The sequence below is a fragment of the Sphaerisporangium rubeum genome, from assembly GCF_014207705.1.
Lineage (GTDB): Bacteria > Actinomycetota > Actinomycetes > Streptosporangiales > Streptosporangiaceae > Sphaerisporangium > Sphaerisporangium rubeum.
On sequence record NZ_JACHIU010000001.1, the window covers coordinates 2589029 to 2604385 of the forward strand.

16 protein-coding genes are annotated in these 15357 nt (G+C 70.0%); 11 read left to right on the forward strand and 5 right to left on the reverse strand.

Annotated elements, in window-relative coordinates; genetic code table 11:
- Nucleotides 1–17 precede the first annotated feature (17 nt).
- From valS to BJ992_RS11060, 6 genes are all read left to right on the forward strand, one after another.
- Nucleotides 18–2549, forward strand: a complete 2532-nt coding sequence (gene valS, locus BJ992_RS11035; RefSeq protein ID WP_184980108.1) for a valine--tRNA ligase — start codon at nucleotides 18–20, stop codon at nucleotides 2547–2549.
- A 156-nt stretch (nucleotides 2550–2705) separates the two neighbouring features.
- Nucleotides 2706–3914, forward strand: a complete 1209-nt coding sequence (locus tag BJ992_RS11040; protein ID WP_343072608.1) for an AI-2E family transporter — start codon at nucleotides 2706–2708, stop codon at nucleotides 3912–3914.
- A gap of 43 nt (nucleotides 3915–3957) precedes the next feature.
- The gene (dut, locus tag BJ992_RS11045) at nucleotides 3958–4392 is read left to right on the forward strand and encodes a dUTP diphosphatase (RefSeq protein ID WP_184980110.1); all 435 of its coding nucleotides are present in this window, start codon (nucleotides 3958–3960) and stop codon (nucleotides 4390–4392) included.
- 145 nt (nucleotides 4393–4537) lie between these two features.
- Nucleotides 4538–5176 (forward strand): DUF3710 domain-containing protein, encoded by a 639-nt coding sequence (locus BJ992_RS11050; RefSeq protein ID WP_343072609.1) that lies wholly within the window; start codon nucleotides 4538–4540, stop codon nucleotides 5174–5176.
- A 56-nt stretch (nucleotides 5177–5232) separates the two neighbouring features.
- Nucleotides 5233–5622 (forward strand): OB-fold nucleic acid binding domain-containing protein, encoded by a 390-nt coding sequence (locus BJ992_RS11055; RefSeq protein WP_184980114.1) that lies wholly within the window; start codon nucleotides 5233–5235, stop codon nucleotides 5620–5622.
- A 61-nt stretch (nucleotides 5623–5683) separates the two neighbouring features.
- Entirely contained in the window at nucleotides 5684–6397 is a 714-nt protein-coding gene (locus BJ992_RS11060; protein WP_184980116.1) for a DUF3159 domain-containing protein, read from the forward strand.
- A gap of 57 nt (nucleotides 6398–6454) precedes the next feature.
- On the opposite strand, the gene BJ992_RS11065 is transcribed toward BJ992_RS11060, so the two are convergent.
- The gene (locus tag BJ992_RS11065) at nucleotides 6455–7120 is read right to left on the reverse strand and encodes a potassium channel family protein (protein ID WP_184980118.1); all 666 of its coding nucleotides are present in this window, start codon (nucleotides 7118–7120) and stop codon (nucleotides 6455–6457) included.
- Complete coding sequence (locus tag BJ992_RS11070) at nucleotides 7120–7788, reverse strand: potassium channel family protein (protein ID WP_184980120.1); 669 nt, start codon at nucleotides 7786–7788, stop codon at nucleotides 7120–7122. The genes BJ992_RS11065 and BJ992_RS11070 overlap by 1 nt, the downstream gene beginning before the upstream one ends.
- A 124-nt stretch (nucleotides 7789–7912) precedes the next feature.
- Here BJ992_RS11070 and BJ992_RS11075 point away from each other — a divergent pair, with 124 nt between their 5' ends.
- Nucleotides 7913–9943 carry an APC family permease gene (locus BJ992_RS11075; RefSeq protein WP_184980122.1) on the forward strand — a complete coding sequence of 677 codons (2031 nt, stop codon included), beginning with the start codon at nucleotides 7913–7915 and terminating at the stop codon, nucleotides 9941–9943.
- Nucleotides 9944–9957: 14 nt separating this feature from the next.
- A complete protein-coding gene (locus tag BJ992_RS11080; RefSeq protein ID WP_184980124.1) occupies nucleotides 9958–11205 on the forward strand; it encodes a TRAM domain-containing protein in 1248 nt (415 codons plus the stop codon).
- A gap of 51 nt (nucleotides 11206–11256) precedes the next feature.
- Here the strand turns inward: BJ992_RS11080 and BJ992_RS11085 are convergent, their stop codons facing one another.
- From BJ992_RS11085 to BJ992_RS11095, 3 genes are all read right to left on the reverse strand, one after another.
- Nucleotides 11257–11556, reverse strand: coding sequence for a type II toxin-antitoxin system PemK/MazF family toxin (locus BJ992_RS11085; RefSeq protein ID WP_184980126.1), 300 nt, complete (start codon nucleotides 11554–11556; stop codon nucleotides 11257–11259).
- Complete coding sequence (locus BJ992_RS11090; RefSeq protein ID WP_184980127.1) at nucleotides 11553–11894, reverse strand: hypothetical protein; 342 nt, start codon at nucleotides 11892–11894, stop codon at nucleotides 11553–11555. Before BJ992_RS11090 ends, BJ992_RS11085 begins: the two co-directional genes overlap by 4 nt.
- 157 nt (nucleotides 11895–12051) lie before the next feature.
- Nucleotides 12052–13023 carry an arsenic resistance protein gene (locus tag BJ992_RS11095; RefSeq protein ID WP_246496601.1) on the reverse strand — a complete coding sequence of 324 codons (972 nt, stop codon included), beginning with the start codon at nucleotides 13021–13023 and terminating at the stop codon, nucleotides 12052–12054.
- A gap of 267 nt (nucleotides 13024–13290) precedes the next feature.
- Here BJ992_RS11095 and BJ992_RS11100 point away from each other — a divergent pair, with 267 nt between their 5' ends.
- From BJ992_RS11100 to BJ992_RS11110, 3 genes are all read left to right on the forward strand, one after another.
- Complete coding sequence (locus BJ992_RS11100; protein WP_184980129.1) at nucleotides 13291–13644, forward strand: hypothetical protein; 354 nt, start codon at nucleotides 13291–13293, stop codon at nucleotides 13642–13644.
- A gap of 44 nt (nucleotides 13645–13688) precedes the next feature.
- Nucleotides 13689–14126, forward strand: a complete 438-nt coding sequence (locus BJ992_RS11105) for a MerR family transcriptional regulator (protein WP_184980131.1) — start codon at nucleotides 13689–13691, stop codon at nucleotides 14124–14126.
- A 224-nt stretch (nucleotides 14127–14350) separates the two neighbouring features.
- Nucleotides 14351–15274, forward strand: coding sequence for an RpnC/YadD family protein (locus BJ992_RS11110; protein WP_184980133.1), 924 nt, complete (start codon nucleotides 14351–14353; stop codon nucleotides 15272–15274).
- The last annotated feature ends 83 nt before the right edge of the window (nucleotides 15275–15357 follow it).

Sequence of the window (15357 nt, forward strand, 5' to 3'; positions counted from 1 at the left end):
CCATACCATGAGGCGGCATGACCGAACAGCGACCGCGTACCGTCCCCGCGAAACCCGCTCTCGACGGGCTGGAGCAGGTATGGGCCGGCCGCTGGGAGGCCGGCGGCACCTACCGGTTCGACCGCTCCGCCACCCGTGAGCGGATCTACTCGATCGACACCCCGCCACCCACCGTGTCCGGGTCCCTGCACGTCGGCCACGTGTTCTCCTACACCCACACCGACGTCGTGGCCCGCTTCCGGCGCATGCGCGGGCAAGAGGTCTTCTACCCCATGGGGTGGGACGACAACGGCCTGCCGACCGAGCGCCGCGTGCAGATCCACTTCGGGGTGCGCTGCGACCCCGCGCTGCCGTACGTCCCGGGTCTCGCGCCGCCGGAGCGGCCCGACGCCAAGCGTCCCGTCGCGGTGTCGCGGCGCAACTTCATCGAGCTGTGCGAGCGGCTCACCGCCGAGGACGAGAAGGCGTTCGAGGCGCTGTGGCGGCGGCTCGGCCTGTCGGTCGACTGGTCGCTGACCTACACGACGATCGACGCGAACTCCCGTGCCGCGTCGCAGCGGGCCTTCCTGCGCAACCTGGCGCGCGGCGAGGCGTACGCCGCCGAGGGCCCGACGCTGTGGGACGTCGGGTTCCGCACCGCGGTCGCGCAGGCCGAGCTGGAGGATCGCGAGTGGCCGGGGGCCTTCCACCGCCTCAGGTTCGGCGGCGTCCCCGGCACGGCGTACGCCGACGGCGTGGTCGTCGAGACCACACGTCCCGAGCTGCTGCCGGCCTGCGTGGCCCTGGTCGCGCACCCTGACGACGAGCGCTACCGGCCGCTGGTCGGCGCCACGGTGACCACGCCGGTGTTCGGCGTCGAGGTCCCCGTCGTGGCGCACCCGCTGGCCGAGCCCGGCAAGGGCTCCGGCATCGCCATGATCTGCACCTTCGGCGACGTCACCGACGTCGTGTGGTGGCGTGAGCTCGGCCTGCCGACCCGTCCGGTCATCGGCTTCGACGGCCGCGTCCTCGCCACGCCGCCGCACGGCGTGCCGGAGGGGCCGTACGCGGAGCTGGCGGGCCGCACCGTGCACGGCGCGCGCGAGCGTGTGGTCGAGATGCTGCGCGACGGCGGCGCGCTGCTCGGCGAGCCGCGGCCGGTCAGCCGGCCGGTGAAGTTCTACGAGAAGGGCGACCGGCCGCTGGAGATCGTCCCGACGCGGCAGTGGTTCATACGCAACGGCGGCAGGGACGCCGATCTGCGCGCGGCGCTGCTCGCGCGGGGGGCCGAGCTGAGCTGGCACCCCTCCTCCATGCGGGTCCGCTACGACACCTGGGTGGCCGGTCTCGCCGGCGACTGGCTGATCTCCCGCCAGCGGTTCTTCGGCGTGCCGATCCCCGTGTGGTACCCGCTGGACGCGGCGGGGGAGCCCCGGTACGACGCGCCGATCGTGCCTCAGGAGGACACGCTGCCGGTGGACCCCTCCAGCGACGCGCCACCCGGGTACACCGAGGACCAGCGTGGAGAGCCCCATGGCTTCGCCGCCGATCCCGACGTGATGGACACCTGGGCCACCTCCTCGCTCACGCCGCACATCGTGTCCGGCTGGGAGCGCGACCCCGACCTGTTCGCGCGGGTGTTCCCCATGGACCTGCGGCCGCAGGCCCACGAGATCATCCGTACGTGGCTGTTCGCGTCCGTGGTGCGCTCGCACCTGGAGAACGGCGTGCTGCCGTGGCGGGACGCGGCCATTTCCGGCTGGATCCTCGATCCCGACCGCAAGAAGATGTCCAAGTCCAAGGGCAACGTCACCACGCCGATGGGGCTGCTGGAGGAGTACGGCTCGGACGCGGTCCGCTACTGGGCCGCCGGCGGCCGTCCCGGCACCGACACCGCGTTCGACCCCGGTCAGATCAAGGTGGGCCGCCGCCTCGCCATCAAGATCCTCAATGCCTCGCGGTTCGTCCTCGGGTTCGCGGACGGTGACGGAACGGTCACCGAGCCGCTGGACCTGTCGATGCTGGCCCGTCTCGCCGCCGTCACCGAGGACGCCACGGCCGCGCTGGAGGCCTACGACTACACGCGGGCCCTGGAGGGGACCGAGCGGTTCTTCTGGGAGTTCTGCGATGACTACCTGGAGCTGGTGAAGTCCAGGGCCTACGGCTCCGGCTCGGGGGCCCGCTCGGCGCAGGCGGCGCTGCGGCAGGCCCTGGACGTGCTGCTGCGGCTGTTCGCGCCGTTCCTCCCGTTCGTCACCGAGGAGGTCTGGTCCTGGTGGCGTCCCGGCACCGTGCACCGCGCTCCGTGGCCCGCCTCGACGGAGGTGGTCCCCGGCGGCGACCCCGGCCTGCTTCCTGTGGTGTCGGAGGTGCTCAGGGAGATCCGCAAGGCCAAGTCCACCGCTCAGGTGTCCATGCGGGCCGAGGTGGCCGTGCTGACCGTCACCGGGCCGGAGGCCGCACGGATCGTCCCGGCCCGCGATGATCTGCGGGCCGCCGGGGTGGTCGAGGAGTTCTTGCTCGACACCGAAGGCGCAGGACCGCGTGTCGAGGTGACCTTGGCCGGATGAGGCCGGTTCTCCAGGCCACCGCTGCCTGACATGGCGGCATAAATGCTGATTAATGTGGACGTAGTGCCTGGCCACAGCGGAGAGGACCCCGGATCGTAGGGGGAACCGGCGTGTAATCCGCGCGCGCCGTGAGGCCCGGCGTGCCAGTCTGGAGGCGTGATCACGGGAGACGGAACGGAAGACCGGCAGGTGCCGGCCGTGCTGGCGGCGGTGGCGTCCTGGAGCTGGCGCCTGATCGTCATCGGCGTGGTGATCTACTTCTCCGCGCAGATCCTCGAACACCTCAGCTTCGTGGCCCTGCCGGTGGCCATCGCCCTGCTGCTCACGGCGCTGCTCTACCCGCTCACCCGGCAGTTCCTGCGGTTCGGCATGCGGCCCATCTGGGCCACGTGGTGCACCATGCTGCTCGCCTTCGCGGTCATCGCCGGGCTCGGCGTCATCATCGGCACCCGCGCCAACGACGAGTTCCCCGGCCTGGTCACCCAGGTGCAGAAGACCTCGCGCGACGTGGAGGCCTGGCTGCTCACCGGACCGTTCCACCTGCAGAAGGCCCAGATCACCGGCATGGTCGACGAGCTGGCCAAGCAGGCGAACGCGCAGCGCTCGGCGATCACCACCACGCTGCTGTCCACCGCCGCGCGGGTCGTCGAGGCGCTCGCGGCCATCGTGCTGCTGCTGTTCGTCACGTTCTTCATGCTCAAGGACGGCGACAAGATCTGGTCGTGGTTCCTGCGCGCGTTCGGCTCCGCCTCGACCCGGGTCGACCGCGCCGGCCGGGCCGCCTGGGTCACACTGTCGCAGTACATCCACGGCACGGTGGTCGTCGCGGCCATCCACGGCCTGGTCATCGGCATCGTGCTGTTCGGCATGGGGGTGCCGCTGTGGGCCCCGCTCGCCGTGCTGATCTTCTTCGCGAGCTTCATCCCCATCGTCGGCATCTTCTTCGCCGGCGGCCTCGCCGCTCTCGTCACGCTCGGCGCCAAAGGCGTCGTGTACGCGCTGGTGTTCGTCGGCATCCTGGTGATCGAGCAGCAGTTGGAGAACCACGTGCTCCAGCCGCTGATCGTCGGCAGGGCCGTGCAGTTCCACCCGCTGGCGATCATCCTGGTGCTCGCGGTCGGCGGCATCCTCGGCGGCATCGCCGGCGCCGCCATCGCCGTCCCCGTCACCGCGGTGATCTACCGCGCGCTGCCGGCGCTGCGCGCCACACCGCCTGAACTGCCACCGGCGCCGCCGCACGAGCCCGATCCACCCCCGCCGGACGCCTCCGCCGCCGCTCAGGCCCCGGCGGACGCCGGCGCACCGGAGCCGTCGGAGCCCGCCGCGCGGGCCGGAGAGGACGTGTCGGCGCAGCGCAGCGGGTAAGGTCTCGACGTGTGACCCCGTTGTGCCATGACAAGGTGAACAGATGATCGAGGTGCTGATCCGGCGGCTCGACCCGGAGCTCCCGCTGCCGTCGTACGCGCATCCCGGCGACGCGGGTGCCGATCTGTACGCCACGCAGGACGTCGAGCTGCTCCCCGGTGAGCGCGCGGTGGTCGGCACCGGCATCGCCATCGCGCTCCCCGACGGGTACGCGGCGTTCGTGCACCCCCGGTCGGGGCTCGCGAGCAGGCACGGCGTCACCCTGGTCAACGCGCCTGGCACGGTCGACGCCGGCTACCGCGGCGAGATCAAGGTCACGCTGCTCAACACCGACCGCAAGGACTCCCTGCGGATCAGGCGCGGCGACCGCATTGCGCAGCTCGTGGTGCAGCGCGTGGAGAAGGCGGCGTTCTACGAGGTGGAGCGCCTGCCGGGCTCGGCGCGCGGCGACGGCGGCTTCGGCTCCACGGGCCGCTGAGCCGCGTCCGACGACCACAAGACGCGCCATACGGCGCCATACGGACAGACTGACACCGCCGGCCAGAGGCGATGAAGGCGACAAGGCCATAGAGGGAGTGTGAAGGACAGTGTTCCGACGCCGCCGCCACGCAGCGGAAGAAGAAGTGACGGCCCCGGCCGCCGAGGAGGCGCCGGTCCCCGCTCGCGAGTCGGGACCGTGGGACGCCGACGAGGCCCACCCGGAGACCGAGCGCGTCGACCTCGGCGGCCTGCGGCTGCCGATCGGCCCCGGGTTCGAGGTGCAGCTCAACGTCGCCGGTGACCGCATCGTCGGCGCCGTCGTGCTGGTCAACGAGAGCGCGCTGCAGGTCCACGCGTTCGCCGCGCCGAAGCGCAGCGGCATCTGGGGCGAGGTCCGCGGCGACCTGGCCCGTGAGCTCACCGCGGCCGGGGGTTCCTGCGAGGAGCAGGACGGCCCGTTCGGCCCCGAGCTGGCCGCGCGGATCGACCAGGACGGCGACCTGCAGCCGGTGCGGTTCGTCGGCGTGGATGGCCCGCGCTGGTTCCTGCGCGGCGTCATCAGCGGACGCGCCATCGCCGACCCCGAGGCCGCCAAGGTCCTTGAGGACGTCGTGCGCGACATCGTCGTGGTGCGCGGCGACCAGCCGATGGCTCCGAAGGAACCCATCGAGTTGCGGTTGCCGGCCGAGGCCCGGCAGGCCGTCGAGCAGGAGGCCGCCAAGGACGGCAGGCCGCCGCTCGATCCGTTCCACCGCGGGCCTGAGATCACCGAGACCCGCTGACGTATCCTGCGGTCTGTAAACCGCAGAAGGCGTGCCTTTCAAGGATGTGAGCGACGATGAGTACTGCGGAGCCCGTCAGACGCGGGCTGCGCGGGTTCTTCCGGCGCCTGGCGACCAGCCAGGCGGAGCTGGAGGCCGCGGAGCTCCAGGAGGACCTGGACCGCCACGGCGCGACACCCATCGCGTCGTGCGGCCAGCGGCGCAGGTTCTGCGTCGCGGGCACGCTGCGTACCGTCACCCTGCGGCCGAGAGGCGGGGTGCCGTCCCTGGAGGCCGAGCTGTACGACGGGTCCGACGTCGTCGACCTGGTATGGCTCGGCCGCCGCAAGATCATCGGCATCGAGCCGGGCCGCATGGTGCGCGCCGAGGGCCTGATCAGCATGCAGGACGGACGCAAAGTGATCTTCAATCCCCGCTACGAGCTGCGCCCCGTGAGCGGCGAGTGACCGGGCGGGCCGTGGACGACGGGAAAAGGCCGGTGCGAGACGACGTGGCGGGGAGCGTGCGATGAGTGGACAGGCCGAGCCGGGCCCCGGTGCGCCGGTGGCCGACCAGGACATGACCGCCGAGGAGGTCAGGGCCCATGACACGGTCGAGTCGGCCATCAGGGCCCAGCTCGCCAAGGCGCTCGGCGGTGTGCGCGGCATCATCGAGGCCGCGGTGCCGACCGTGGCGTTCACCCTGGCGTGGATCACCACCGAGCAGCTCAAGACCTCGCTGATCATCGGCATCGGCGCGGCCGTGCTGCTGCTGCTCGTGCGGGTCGTGCAGCGCAGCACCCCGCAGTTCGTGCTGAACAGCCTGATCGGCATCGGGATCGGCGCGTTCCTCGCCTCACGTACCGGCGAGGCCAAGGACGTGTTCCTGCCGGGCATCTGGTACAACGGCGGCTACGCCGTCGTCATGATGTTCTCCATCGCCGTCCGGTGGCCGGTGGTGGGCTTCCTCATCGGCTCGGTGACCGGCGACCCGGTCGGCTGGCGGAGCGACCCCGGCATCGTGCGGCTGTGCTCGCGGCTCACCTGGCTGCTGATCCTGCCGTGCCTGCTGCGGGTGGCGGTCCAGTTGCCGCTCTACTGGGCCGACCAGGTGGCCGTGCTCGGCATCGCCAAGATCGTGCTCGGCTGGCCGTTCCAGGTGGCGGCCCTCGCCGCCATGGTCTGGGTCCTCGCCAGAGGCCGCACCCCCATCGGCCCGCCGCCACCGGCCACGGGGACCTGACCCGGCCGGATCACCCGGCCGGGGTCCGTGTGCTCAGTGGTGTGCTCAGTGGTGTGCTCAGTGGTGCTGCGGGGACAGCAGGTGCGCCAGTTCGTGCTCGACCTCCTGGCTGGCCACGAACAGCAGCTCGTCGCCGGCCTCCAGCGGGTCGTCGCCGGACGGCACGAGCACCCGGCCCTCGCGCAGGATCGCCACCAGGGCCGTGTCCGGCGGCCACGGCACCGAACCGGCGCGCTGGCCGACCACCGGCGCGTCATCGGGCAGCGTGAGCTCCACCAGGTTGGCCTGGCCCTGCCGGAACGTCATCAGCCGCACCAGGTCGCCCACGCTCACGGCCTCCTCGACCAGCGCCGACAGCAGACGCGGTGTGGAGACCGCGACGTCCACACCCCACGACTCGTTGAACAGCCACTCGTTCTTCGGGTGGTTGATCCGCGCCACCACACGCGGCACGCCGTACTCGGTCTTGGCGAGCAGCGACACCACGAGGTTCACCTTGTCGTCGCCGCTCGCGGCGATCACCACGTGGCAGTTGCTCAGCCCCGCCTCGTCCAGCGAGGCGATCTCGCACGCGTCGGCCAGCAGCCACTCGGCGCGCGGCACACTGTCGATCTTGATGGCCTTGGGGTCGATGTCGATCAGCAGGACCTCGTGGCCGTTCTCCAGCAGCTCGACCGCGATGGACCGGCCCACCGCACCCGCGCCGGCGATCGTGACGCGCATCAGCCTGTCTCCTCTTCCGGCGGGGCCGCGAGCACTTTGTTGATCCGGTCCATGTCGTTGTCCGCGGCGATCACGTGCAGGACGTCACCCTCCTGCAGCACGGTGTCCTTGCGGGGCAGCACCGTCTCACCCATGCGGTTGAGGAACGCCACCCGCGTGCCGGCGAGCGACTCGAGGACGGTGGTCCTGGTGCCGATCCAGGCCGGGTTGTACGCCACCTCGGCCAGCGTGACCGTGCCGGTGGGGTCACGCCACAGCGGCTCGGCACCCTCGGGGAGCACCCGCCGCAGGATCTGGTCGGCCGTCCACCGCACCGTCGCCACTGTGGGGATGCCGAGCCGCTGGTAGACCTCCGCGCGCCGGGGGTCGTAGATGCGGGCCACCACGTTGTCCACGCCGAACGTCTCGCGTGCCACCCTGGCGGAGATGATGTTGGAGTTGTCGCCGCTGCTCACCGCGACGTACGCCGACGCCGACTCGATGCCGGCCTCCTCGAGGACGTCGCGGTCGAACCCGATGCCGGTGACCCGCCGTCCCCGGAACCCGGCCCGCAGGCGCCTGAACGCCTGGGGGTCGCGGTCGATGATCGCGACCGAATGGCCGTTGTCCTCGAGGATGTGGGCCAGGGTCGAGCCGACCCGGCCGCATCCCATGATGACGATGTGCATGTTCCCCCGCGGTTCGCTCCGGTGCGGCGGCTTTCAGGACGTTATACAGCTACCAGCCCAAGTATGGCCGCTCGGGCGAGCGCCGTGTGATGCGCGGGACCGATGACGGCTAGCATCGTCAGTCGTGGCCAAAGTAGCCGACATGGTCAAGCGAGTGCTCGTGGGCCGGGCACTGCGCAGCGCGCAGGCGCACGAACAACTGCTGCCCAAGCGCATCGCTCTGCCTGTCTTCGCCAGCGACGCGCTGTCCTCGGTGGCGTACGCGCCGCAGGAGATCCTGATCACCCTCGGCGTCGCCGGCCTCGCGGCCTACCACTTCACCCCGTGGATCGCGGCCGGCGTCGTCGTCATCCTGCTCACCGTCGTCGCCTCCTACCGTCAGAACGTCCGCGCGTACACCAGTGGCGGCGGGGACTTCGAGGTCGCGACCGTCAACCTCGGCTCCAACTACGGCCTGGTCGTGGCGAGCGCGCTGATGGTCGACTACGTGCTCACCGTGGCCGTTTCGGTGTCGTCCGGCGTGGAGAACCTCGCGGCGGCCCTGCCGTTCCTCGCCGACCGCAAGGTCGTGGCGGCCCTCGTGATCGTCGCCGTGCTGACCGTGCTGAACCTGCGCGGCCTCAAGGAGGCGGGTCTCGCGTTCGCGATCCCGACGTACGCCTTCATGTTCAGCATCCTCGGCCTCATCCTGTGGGGCGGGGTGCGGCTGGCGTCCGGCACGGAGCTGCGTGCCCCCACCGCCGGGTTCTCGGTCACCGGCGAGAGCGTGGGGGTGGAGGGGTTCGCGCTGATCTTCCTGCTGCTGCGCGCCTTCTCGTCCGGCTGCGCCGCGCTCACCGGCGTGGAGGCGATCAGCAACGGCGTCCCCGCGTTCCGCAAGCCGAAGGGGAAGAACGCCGCCACCACGCTGCTGGCGCTCGGCCTGCTCGCCGCCACCATGTTCGGCGGCATCACGGCGCTCGCGTACGTCACCGGCGCCAAGTTCGCCGACCCCTCGGTGGGAAGCGTCGTGCTGGACGAGGCCGGCCGCCGGGTGGAGCACCCCCCTCCGGTGATCGCGCAGGTGGCGCAGACCGTGTTCAGCGACTTCCCTCCCGCGTTCTACCTGATCGCCGCGATGACCGCGCTGATCCTCGTCCTCGCGGCCAACACCGCGTTCAACGGCTTCCCCGTGCTCGGGTCGGTGCTCGCGCAGAACCGCTACCTGCCGCGTCAGCTCCACACGCGAGGCGACCGGCTGGCGTTCAGCAACGGCATCGTCATCCTCGCCACCATGGCCGGGGTGCTGATCTACGCCTTCAACGCCGAGACCACGCGCCTCGTGCAGCTCTACATCGTCGGCGTGTTCGTGTCGTTCACCGTGAGCCAGACCGGCATGGTGCGCCACTGGAACCGCCTGCTGCGCGCCACCGGCGACCCCCGCGCGCGCGGTGGCATGATCCGGTCGCGGGCCATCAACGCCTTCGGCGCGCTGATCACCGGGCTCGTCCTCGTCGTGGTGCTCGTCACCAAGTTCACCCACGGCGCGTGGATCGCCTGCGCGGCCATGGCCGTGCTGTACGTGATGATGCGCGGCATCCGGCGCCACTACGACAACGTGGCCACCGAACTGCGGGTCCCGGAGGACACCGAGGTCGACGAGTCGATGCTCCCGGCGCGCAACCACGCCATCGTGCTCCTCTCCAAGATCCACAAACCGACGCTGCGCGCGCTGGCGTACGCGCGCGCCACCCGGCCGTCCACCCTGGAGGCCATCACGGTCAGCGTGGACGCCGAGGAGGCCGCGCAGCTGCAGCGCCAGTGGGAGGAACGCGGCATCCCGGTACCGCTGAAGATCCTCGACTCGCCGTACCGCGAGATCACCCGTCCCGTGCTCGAATACGTCAAGCACCTGCGCCGCCGCTCGCCGCGCGACGTCGTGACGGTCTTCATTCCCGAGTATGTCGTCGGCCACTGGTGGGAACATCTGCTGCACAACCAGAGTGCGCTCCGCCTGAAGGGCCGGCTGCTCTTCCAGCCCGGCGTCATGGTCACCAGCGTGCCCTGGCAGCTCCACTCGTCCGACCGGCTGAAGGGCCGCCCCGAGTCCTTCGCACCGGGAGTGGTGCGCCGGCCTTACGCTGAGGCCGGTAAGGACGATCAGACCGCGAGGTGAACGGGGGAGTGGCCGTGCCGATCGAGCTCGATGTGGAACGGGTCGCCAACGGCGGATGGTGTGTCGCCAGGCACGAGGGCCGGGTGGTCTTCGTGCGCCACGCGCTGCCGGGAGAACGCGTCCTCGCCGAGGTCACCGACGAGACCACGAGGTTCCTCCGGGCCGACGCCGTGGAGATCATCCGCGCCTCACCCGACCGCGTCACCCCGCCGTGCCCCTTCGCCGGCCCCGGCCGCTGCGGCGGCTGCGACTGGCAGCACGCCACCCTGGACGCACAGCGCCGCCTCAAGGCCGAGGTCCTCGCCGAGCAGCTCCAGCGCCTCGCCGGCCTCGACATGAAGATCGAGGTCGAGGAGGTCCCCGGCGCACGCGACGGCCTCGGCTGGCGCACCCGTGTCCAGTTCGCGGTGGGCAAGGACGGCGTCCCCGGCCTGCGCCGCCACCGCTCCCACGAGATCGAGCCCGTGGACGCCTGCCTCATCGCGCACCCCGAGGTGGAACGCCTCGGCGTGGAACGCGCCGACTGGCCCGGCGCCACCGCCGTGGAGGCCATAGTCACCTCGACGCGCGACCGCGCCGTGGTGGTCACCCCCCAGCCCCGCCGCCGCGTAGCCGTCCCCGACCTGGGAGCCGAAGCCTCCGTCCTGGTCGACGAAGGCCACGGCCACGTCCGCGCCGCACGGGGCCGCACCGCTCTCACCGAACACGTGGGCACCCGCGACTACCGCGTGACCGGCAGCGGCTTCTGGCAGGTCCATCCCGGAGCCCCCGCCGTCCTCCTCGACGCCGTCACCGAATACGCCGCCGCCTCCCCCGGCAACTGGGCTCTGGACCTCTACTGCGGCGCCGGCCTCTTCACCGCCACCCTCGCCGAAGCCGTAGGCCCCCAAGGCGCCGTCCTAGGCATAGAATCCGACCCCCAGGCCGTCCAGGACGCTCGCCACAACCTCCGCGACCTCCCCCAGGCCCGAGTGGAACGCGGCCGCGTGGAAGTGGCCCTCGACCGCCTAGGCGTAGAACGCGCCGACATCGTCATCGCCGACCCACCTCGAACCGGCCTCGGCAAAGACGTGGTCACCAGAGTCACCACCCTCGACCCGGCCAGAATCGTCTACGTCTCCTGCGACCCCGCCACCCTGGCCCGCGACCTCGCCTGGTTCGCCCCCCTCGGCTACCCCACGGTAGACATCCGCGCCTTCGACGCCTTCCCGATGACCCACCACGTCGAAATCGTCGCCCTACTGGTCAAGGACACGGCATAGCCGCGGGCCGGGCAACGCTCGAACCCGATCATTTCCACACGATAGGAGATGTCAGTCGATGTCCAGATCGAAGATCACCGACAGCACGATCTTGATCTGGGTCACATCCATCTCCTCCAGCCGTCCCGCCTGCTCGATCAGATCCTCACGGGCCAGCATCCGCATGCTGTCGATGGCCGCGTATCCACCACGTGACAGCGGAACGCTGTACCCCTGAGAGTCGACCAGCGTGCGTACCGGCGCCGCGAACACCACCCGTGCCTGCCGGTTGTACAGCGCACCCGACAGCAGCACCACCTGCTCACTGCCGTAGACGGGATGTTTGACGATCCAGACGTCGCCAGGACTCACGAGGCCTTGCGCTCCGCCTGCTCCGCCGCCTCCCGATCGGCCTGTGCCTGCTCCTCCGACACCCAGTACAGCCGGTTCACCAGACCTTCGGTGATGAGCCGCGTCACGGTCGTGCCGGACGCCTGAGCCTCCCGCCGGGCCGCCTCCACAAGTGCCTTCGGCAGCCGGACATTGATCTGTTCCTTCTCCACGCATCCAACGTATAGACCGTTGTATATACAGTCAAGCGCGGTGACCCGCCTGGCGGCCGCCGTCCTGTCAGTGACCGGTGGGAGGAGGTCGCGGACAACGACCTCGGGATCCGGGGGAAGCTCCCGGTGAACCGGCTGAGCGCTCATGGGGTCACGGTACTCGTGAAGAGCGTTCCGCGGATTCCTATCGACCGCAGTGGGCCCGTGACTTCGCCGCCACCTGCGCCTGCCCGTACCTGTCTCGACGAAGATGGAACGTTCCATGATTCGAGGGAGCCTGTCGGCCCGGGGCTGGTCTGGAGTGTCAGAGGGTGGGGATGACGCGGGGGATGAGGCGGACATAGAGGACCATGCCTAGGACCTCTATGAGGGTTTGGGTCACTACTACCAGGGGGGCTATGGCCAGGTGGTCGGGGAGGGACAGGGCCAGGGGGAGGACCACCAGGGAGTTGCGGGTGGCGCCGGTGAAGATGAGTGCGCGGCCGGAGGGGGGATCCAGCCTGAAAAGTCGGCTGAGGGCCAAGGCGGCGAGGGGCATGACGATCAAGAAGAAGACGTAGAAGGGGATCACGCGGGCTACGTCGGTGAGGTTGCCGCCTAGTTTGGGGATCTGGGACGCGACGACGGTGAGCAGGGTGGCGGCCATCAGGGGGACCATGGTGGTTCCCATCGCGTTCGCGGTCTTCTCGCCGGACGGCCTGTGGGTGGCCCAGGCCTGGGTGAGCCAGGCCAGGGTCAGGGGGACGACGATCAGGATGGCGAAGGCTTCCAGGAACGGGGCGGGTTCCACGACGTCGGCCAGGCCTGAGCCCATGAACAGCAGCAGGTAGAGGGGGAGCAGGGCCATCTGCGCGATCAGGAGCAGCGGGGTCGCGGCGAGGAGGCGGCGGCTGTCGCCGCCGGCCAGGCCGCTGAAGACGATCACGTAGTCGACGCAGGGGGTCAGGAGGACCAGGAGCACGCCTAGCCGTACGGCCTGGTCTTGCGGGAGGAACGTGAACATCGCGGCCACCGCCAAGGGGACCACGAGGAAGTTGACCGTGAGCGCGGCGGCGAGGAAGCGGCCTGAGCGTAGGGAACGGAGCAGTTCCGCGGCCGGTACCTGGAGGAAGGTCACGTATAGCAGTGCGGCGAGTACCGGGTTGATGGCGTGTTCCAGGATCGGTCCCGCCGCGGGGGAGGCCCAGCCGATCAGCGCACCGGCCGCCAGCGCGCCGAGGTAGACGGCGACCTGGTGGCGTTCCATGGCGGCGACCAGGCCGGGTGGCTGCGGCAACCTACGTGCTCCTTACGGGGTGGTGATGGACGTGGCCGGTGGCAGCGCGAGGTTGATCGCGGCGGTGACGGCGGTGACTTCCACCGGTCGGGGTATCCGCGTCGTGCTCACGCTGTGACCGTAGTCCCACTGGCGGATGTGACGGTCAAGGCCTCTCCAGCCGATGCGAGCGTGGTGCCGCGCCGGCGGCTGGGAATCGGCCGGCGACGGCTCGGTTCCATGTCAGTGGTTGCATCCGGTACCTGGGTACAGGCTTACCGTCGGGACATGACACAAGACGTTGTCCTTGACCAGGGATGGGTGCCCCCGGCGTGCACCTTGCCGAGCGCGGAGCGGCCGCTGCGGGTGGGTGAGTTCGACTCGTTCTTCGCTGAGGCTGTGCGGGACGTGCGGCGGGAGGAGCCGGATCGGCTGGTCCTGGAGCTGGCTTCCGGAACGGAGTACGCCGTGCGGGCCGCGGAGTTGGCGGCCAAGGAGAATGGTTGCTGTTCCTTCTTCACCTTCACGCTCACCGTCGGTGGCGGGACGCTGAGGCTGGCGGTCGGGGTTCCGTCACAACAGGTTGAGGTGCTGGACGCGCTCCAGGCACGCGCCGTCGCCGCACAGGCGTCAGAGGATTGAGCGGTGGGTGCCGGTCGGCAGAGGCTCGTTGAAGGAGAACGGTGATGAAGCACGTCCCACACCTACGTAGCGGACAGGTGGCGGAGCGAGCCGGGGTGAACCTTCAGACGTTGCGTTACTACGAGCGGCGGGGGCTGATAGCGGAACCGGCGCGTAGTCCCGGGGGTCATCGTGCGTATCCGCCGGAGACCGTCACCCTGGTGACGGTGATCAAGGCGGCTCAGCGGCTCGGTTTCACGCTGGACGAGGTCGCCGGGCTGATCGACACCGGCCGAAGGCGGCATCGCACCCCGGATCTGCGTGCTCGCGCGCAGGCGAAGATCGCCGAGGTGGACGCACGCATCGCCGACCTGACCACGATCAGATCCGCGCTCACCGCAGTGGTGAACGCCGGCTGCGACAGCCTGACGAACTGCACTTGTCCCGACTGTCCGTTTCCGTTGGCCGGCCTGGCAGAGGGCCGTACCTATGAGGAGAAGTGACCGGTGAGTGCCACTTGCCTGCGGCGGGCTCGGTGACCGATCACGACGCCGGGGACGGCCGGCCGCCGCAGCGTCGCAAGGTCACCGCCGCGCCGCCGTTGCGCGCGTTGTGGGCTGAGAAGTGGCGGTTTTGTGTGATGTGTCGTTGAGCGCTGGTGCACTGTCCCGTGCCTCTTTCACGATTCACTGTCAGTGTTCGGTCAACTACCGATAGTGTTCCGGTCATGCCCACCAGGGAACACCAGATCTGGCTCGAATTCATCAGGGAACGTCCCTCTCTCGCTGCTGACCTGCTGAGATGTGTGCGACCCGACGCCGTCCCGGCCTACCATCGCGCGCGCGTCGAGTCAGGAGATCTGAACGACCACAAACCCACCGAATACCGCGCCGACACCGTGGTGAACCTGATGGCCGGCACTCGGACCGTGCTGTCGGTCATCATCGAGGTCCAGCGCCGTAAGGACCCCGGCAAACCCTGGAGCTGGCCCGCCTACCTCGGCACTTTGCGCGCGCGCCTCCGCTGTCCCGTGGTCCTGCTTGTGATCAGTCCCACCCACACCGTCGCCGACTGGTGCCGCCGTCCGATCCCTCTGGGGCACCCCGGCCTCACCCTCCAACCGCTCGTCCTCGGCCCCGGCGAAGTCCCTATGATCACCGATCCTGGTCAGGCCGAGGCGAACCCCGAACTCGCCGTCCTGTCGGCGCTGACCCACGGTGCCGCTCCCGAAGGCGAGAAGGTTTTTGCGGCCATGCTGGAGGCCGTCGAGCGCATCAAGCCCGTCGAGCGGGCCACCGGTTATATTGACGAAGTAATGGCGTTGCTCCCCGCGACCGCCCGGCTACTCCTGGAGTCGATGATGCAGAACCTAGAGACCCGTGAGTTCAAGAGCGACTTCATGCGCCGCTGCTACGGCGAGGCGATGACGGAAGGCAGGGCTGAAGGCAGGGCTGAAGGCAGGGCTGAAGGCAGGGCTGAAGGCAGGGCTGAAGGTGAGGCGAGGATGCTCATGACCGTGCTGGCCGCTCGTGGGATCGAGGTTCCGGAGGAGGCGAAGGCGCGCATTCTCGCCTGCACCGACCCGGAGCAATTGGAGACCTGGGGTCGGCGCGCCGTCACGGCGGACGCGGTAGGCGACATCTTCGACTGACCGTTCATGCCGGCACGGTTCACCCGGTCTCGAAGATCGTCTTCGCTTTGCCGGGGTTTGACCTGGGATTTCGTAATGTGCCG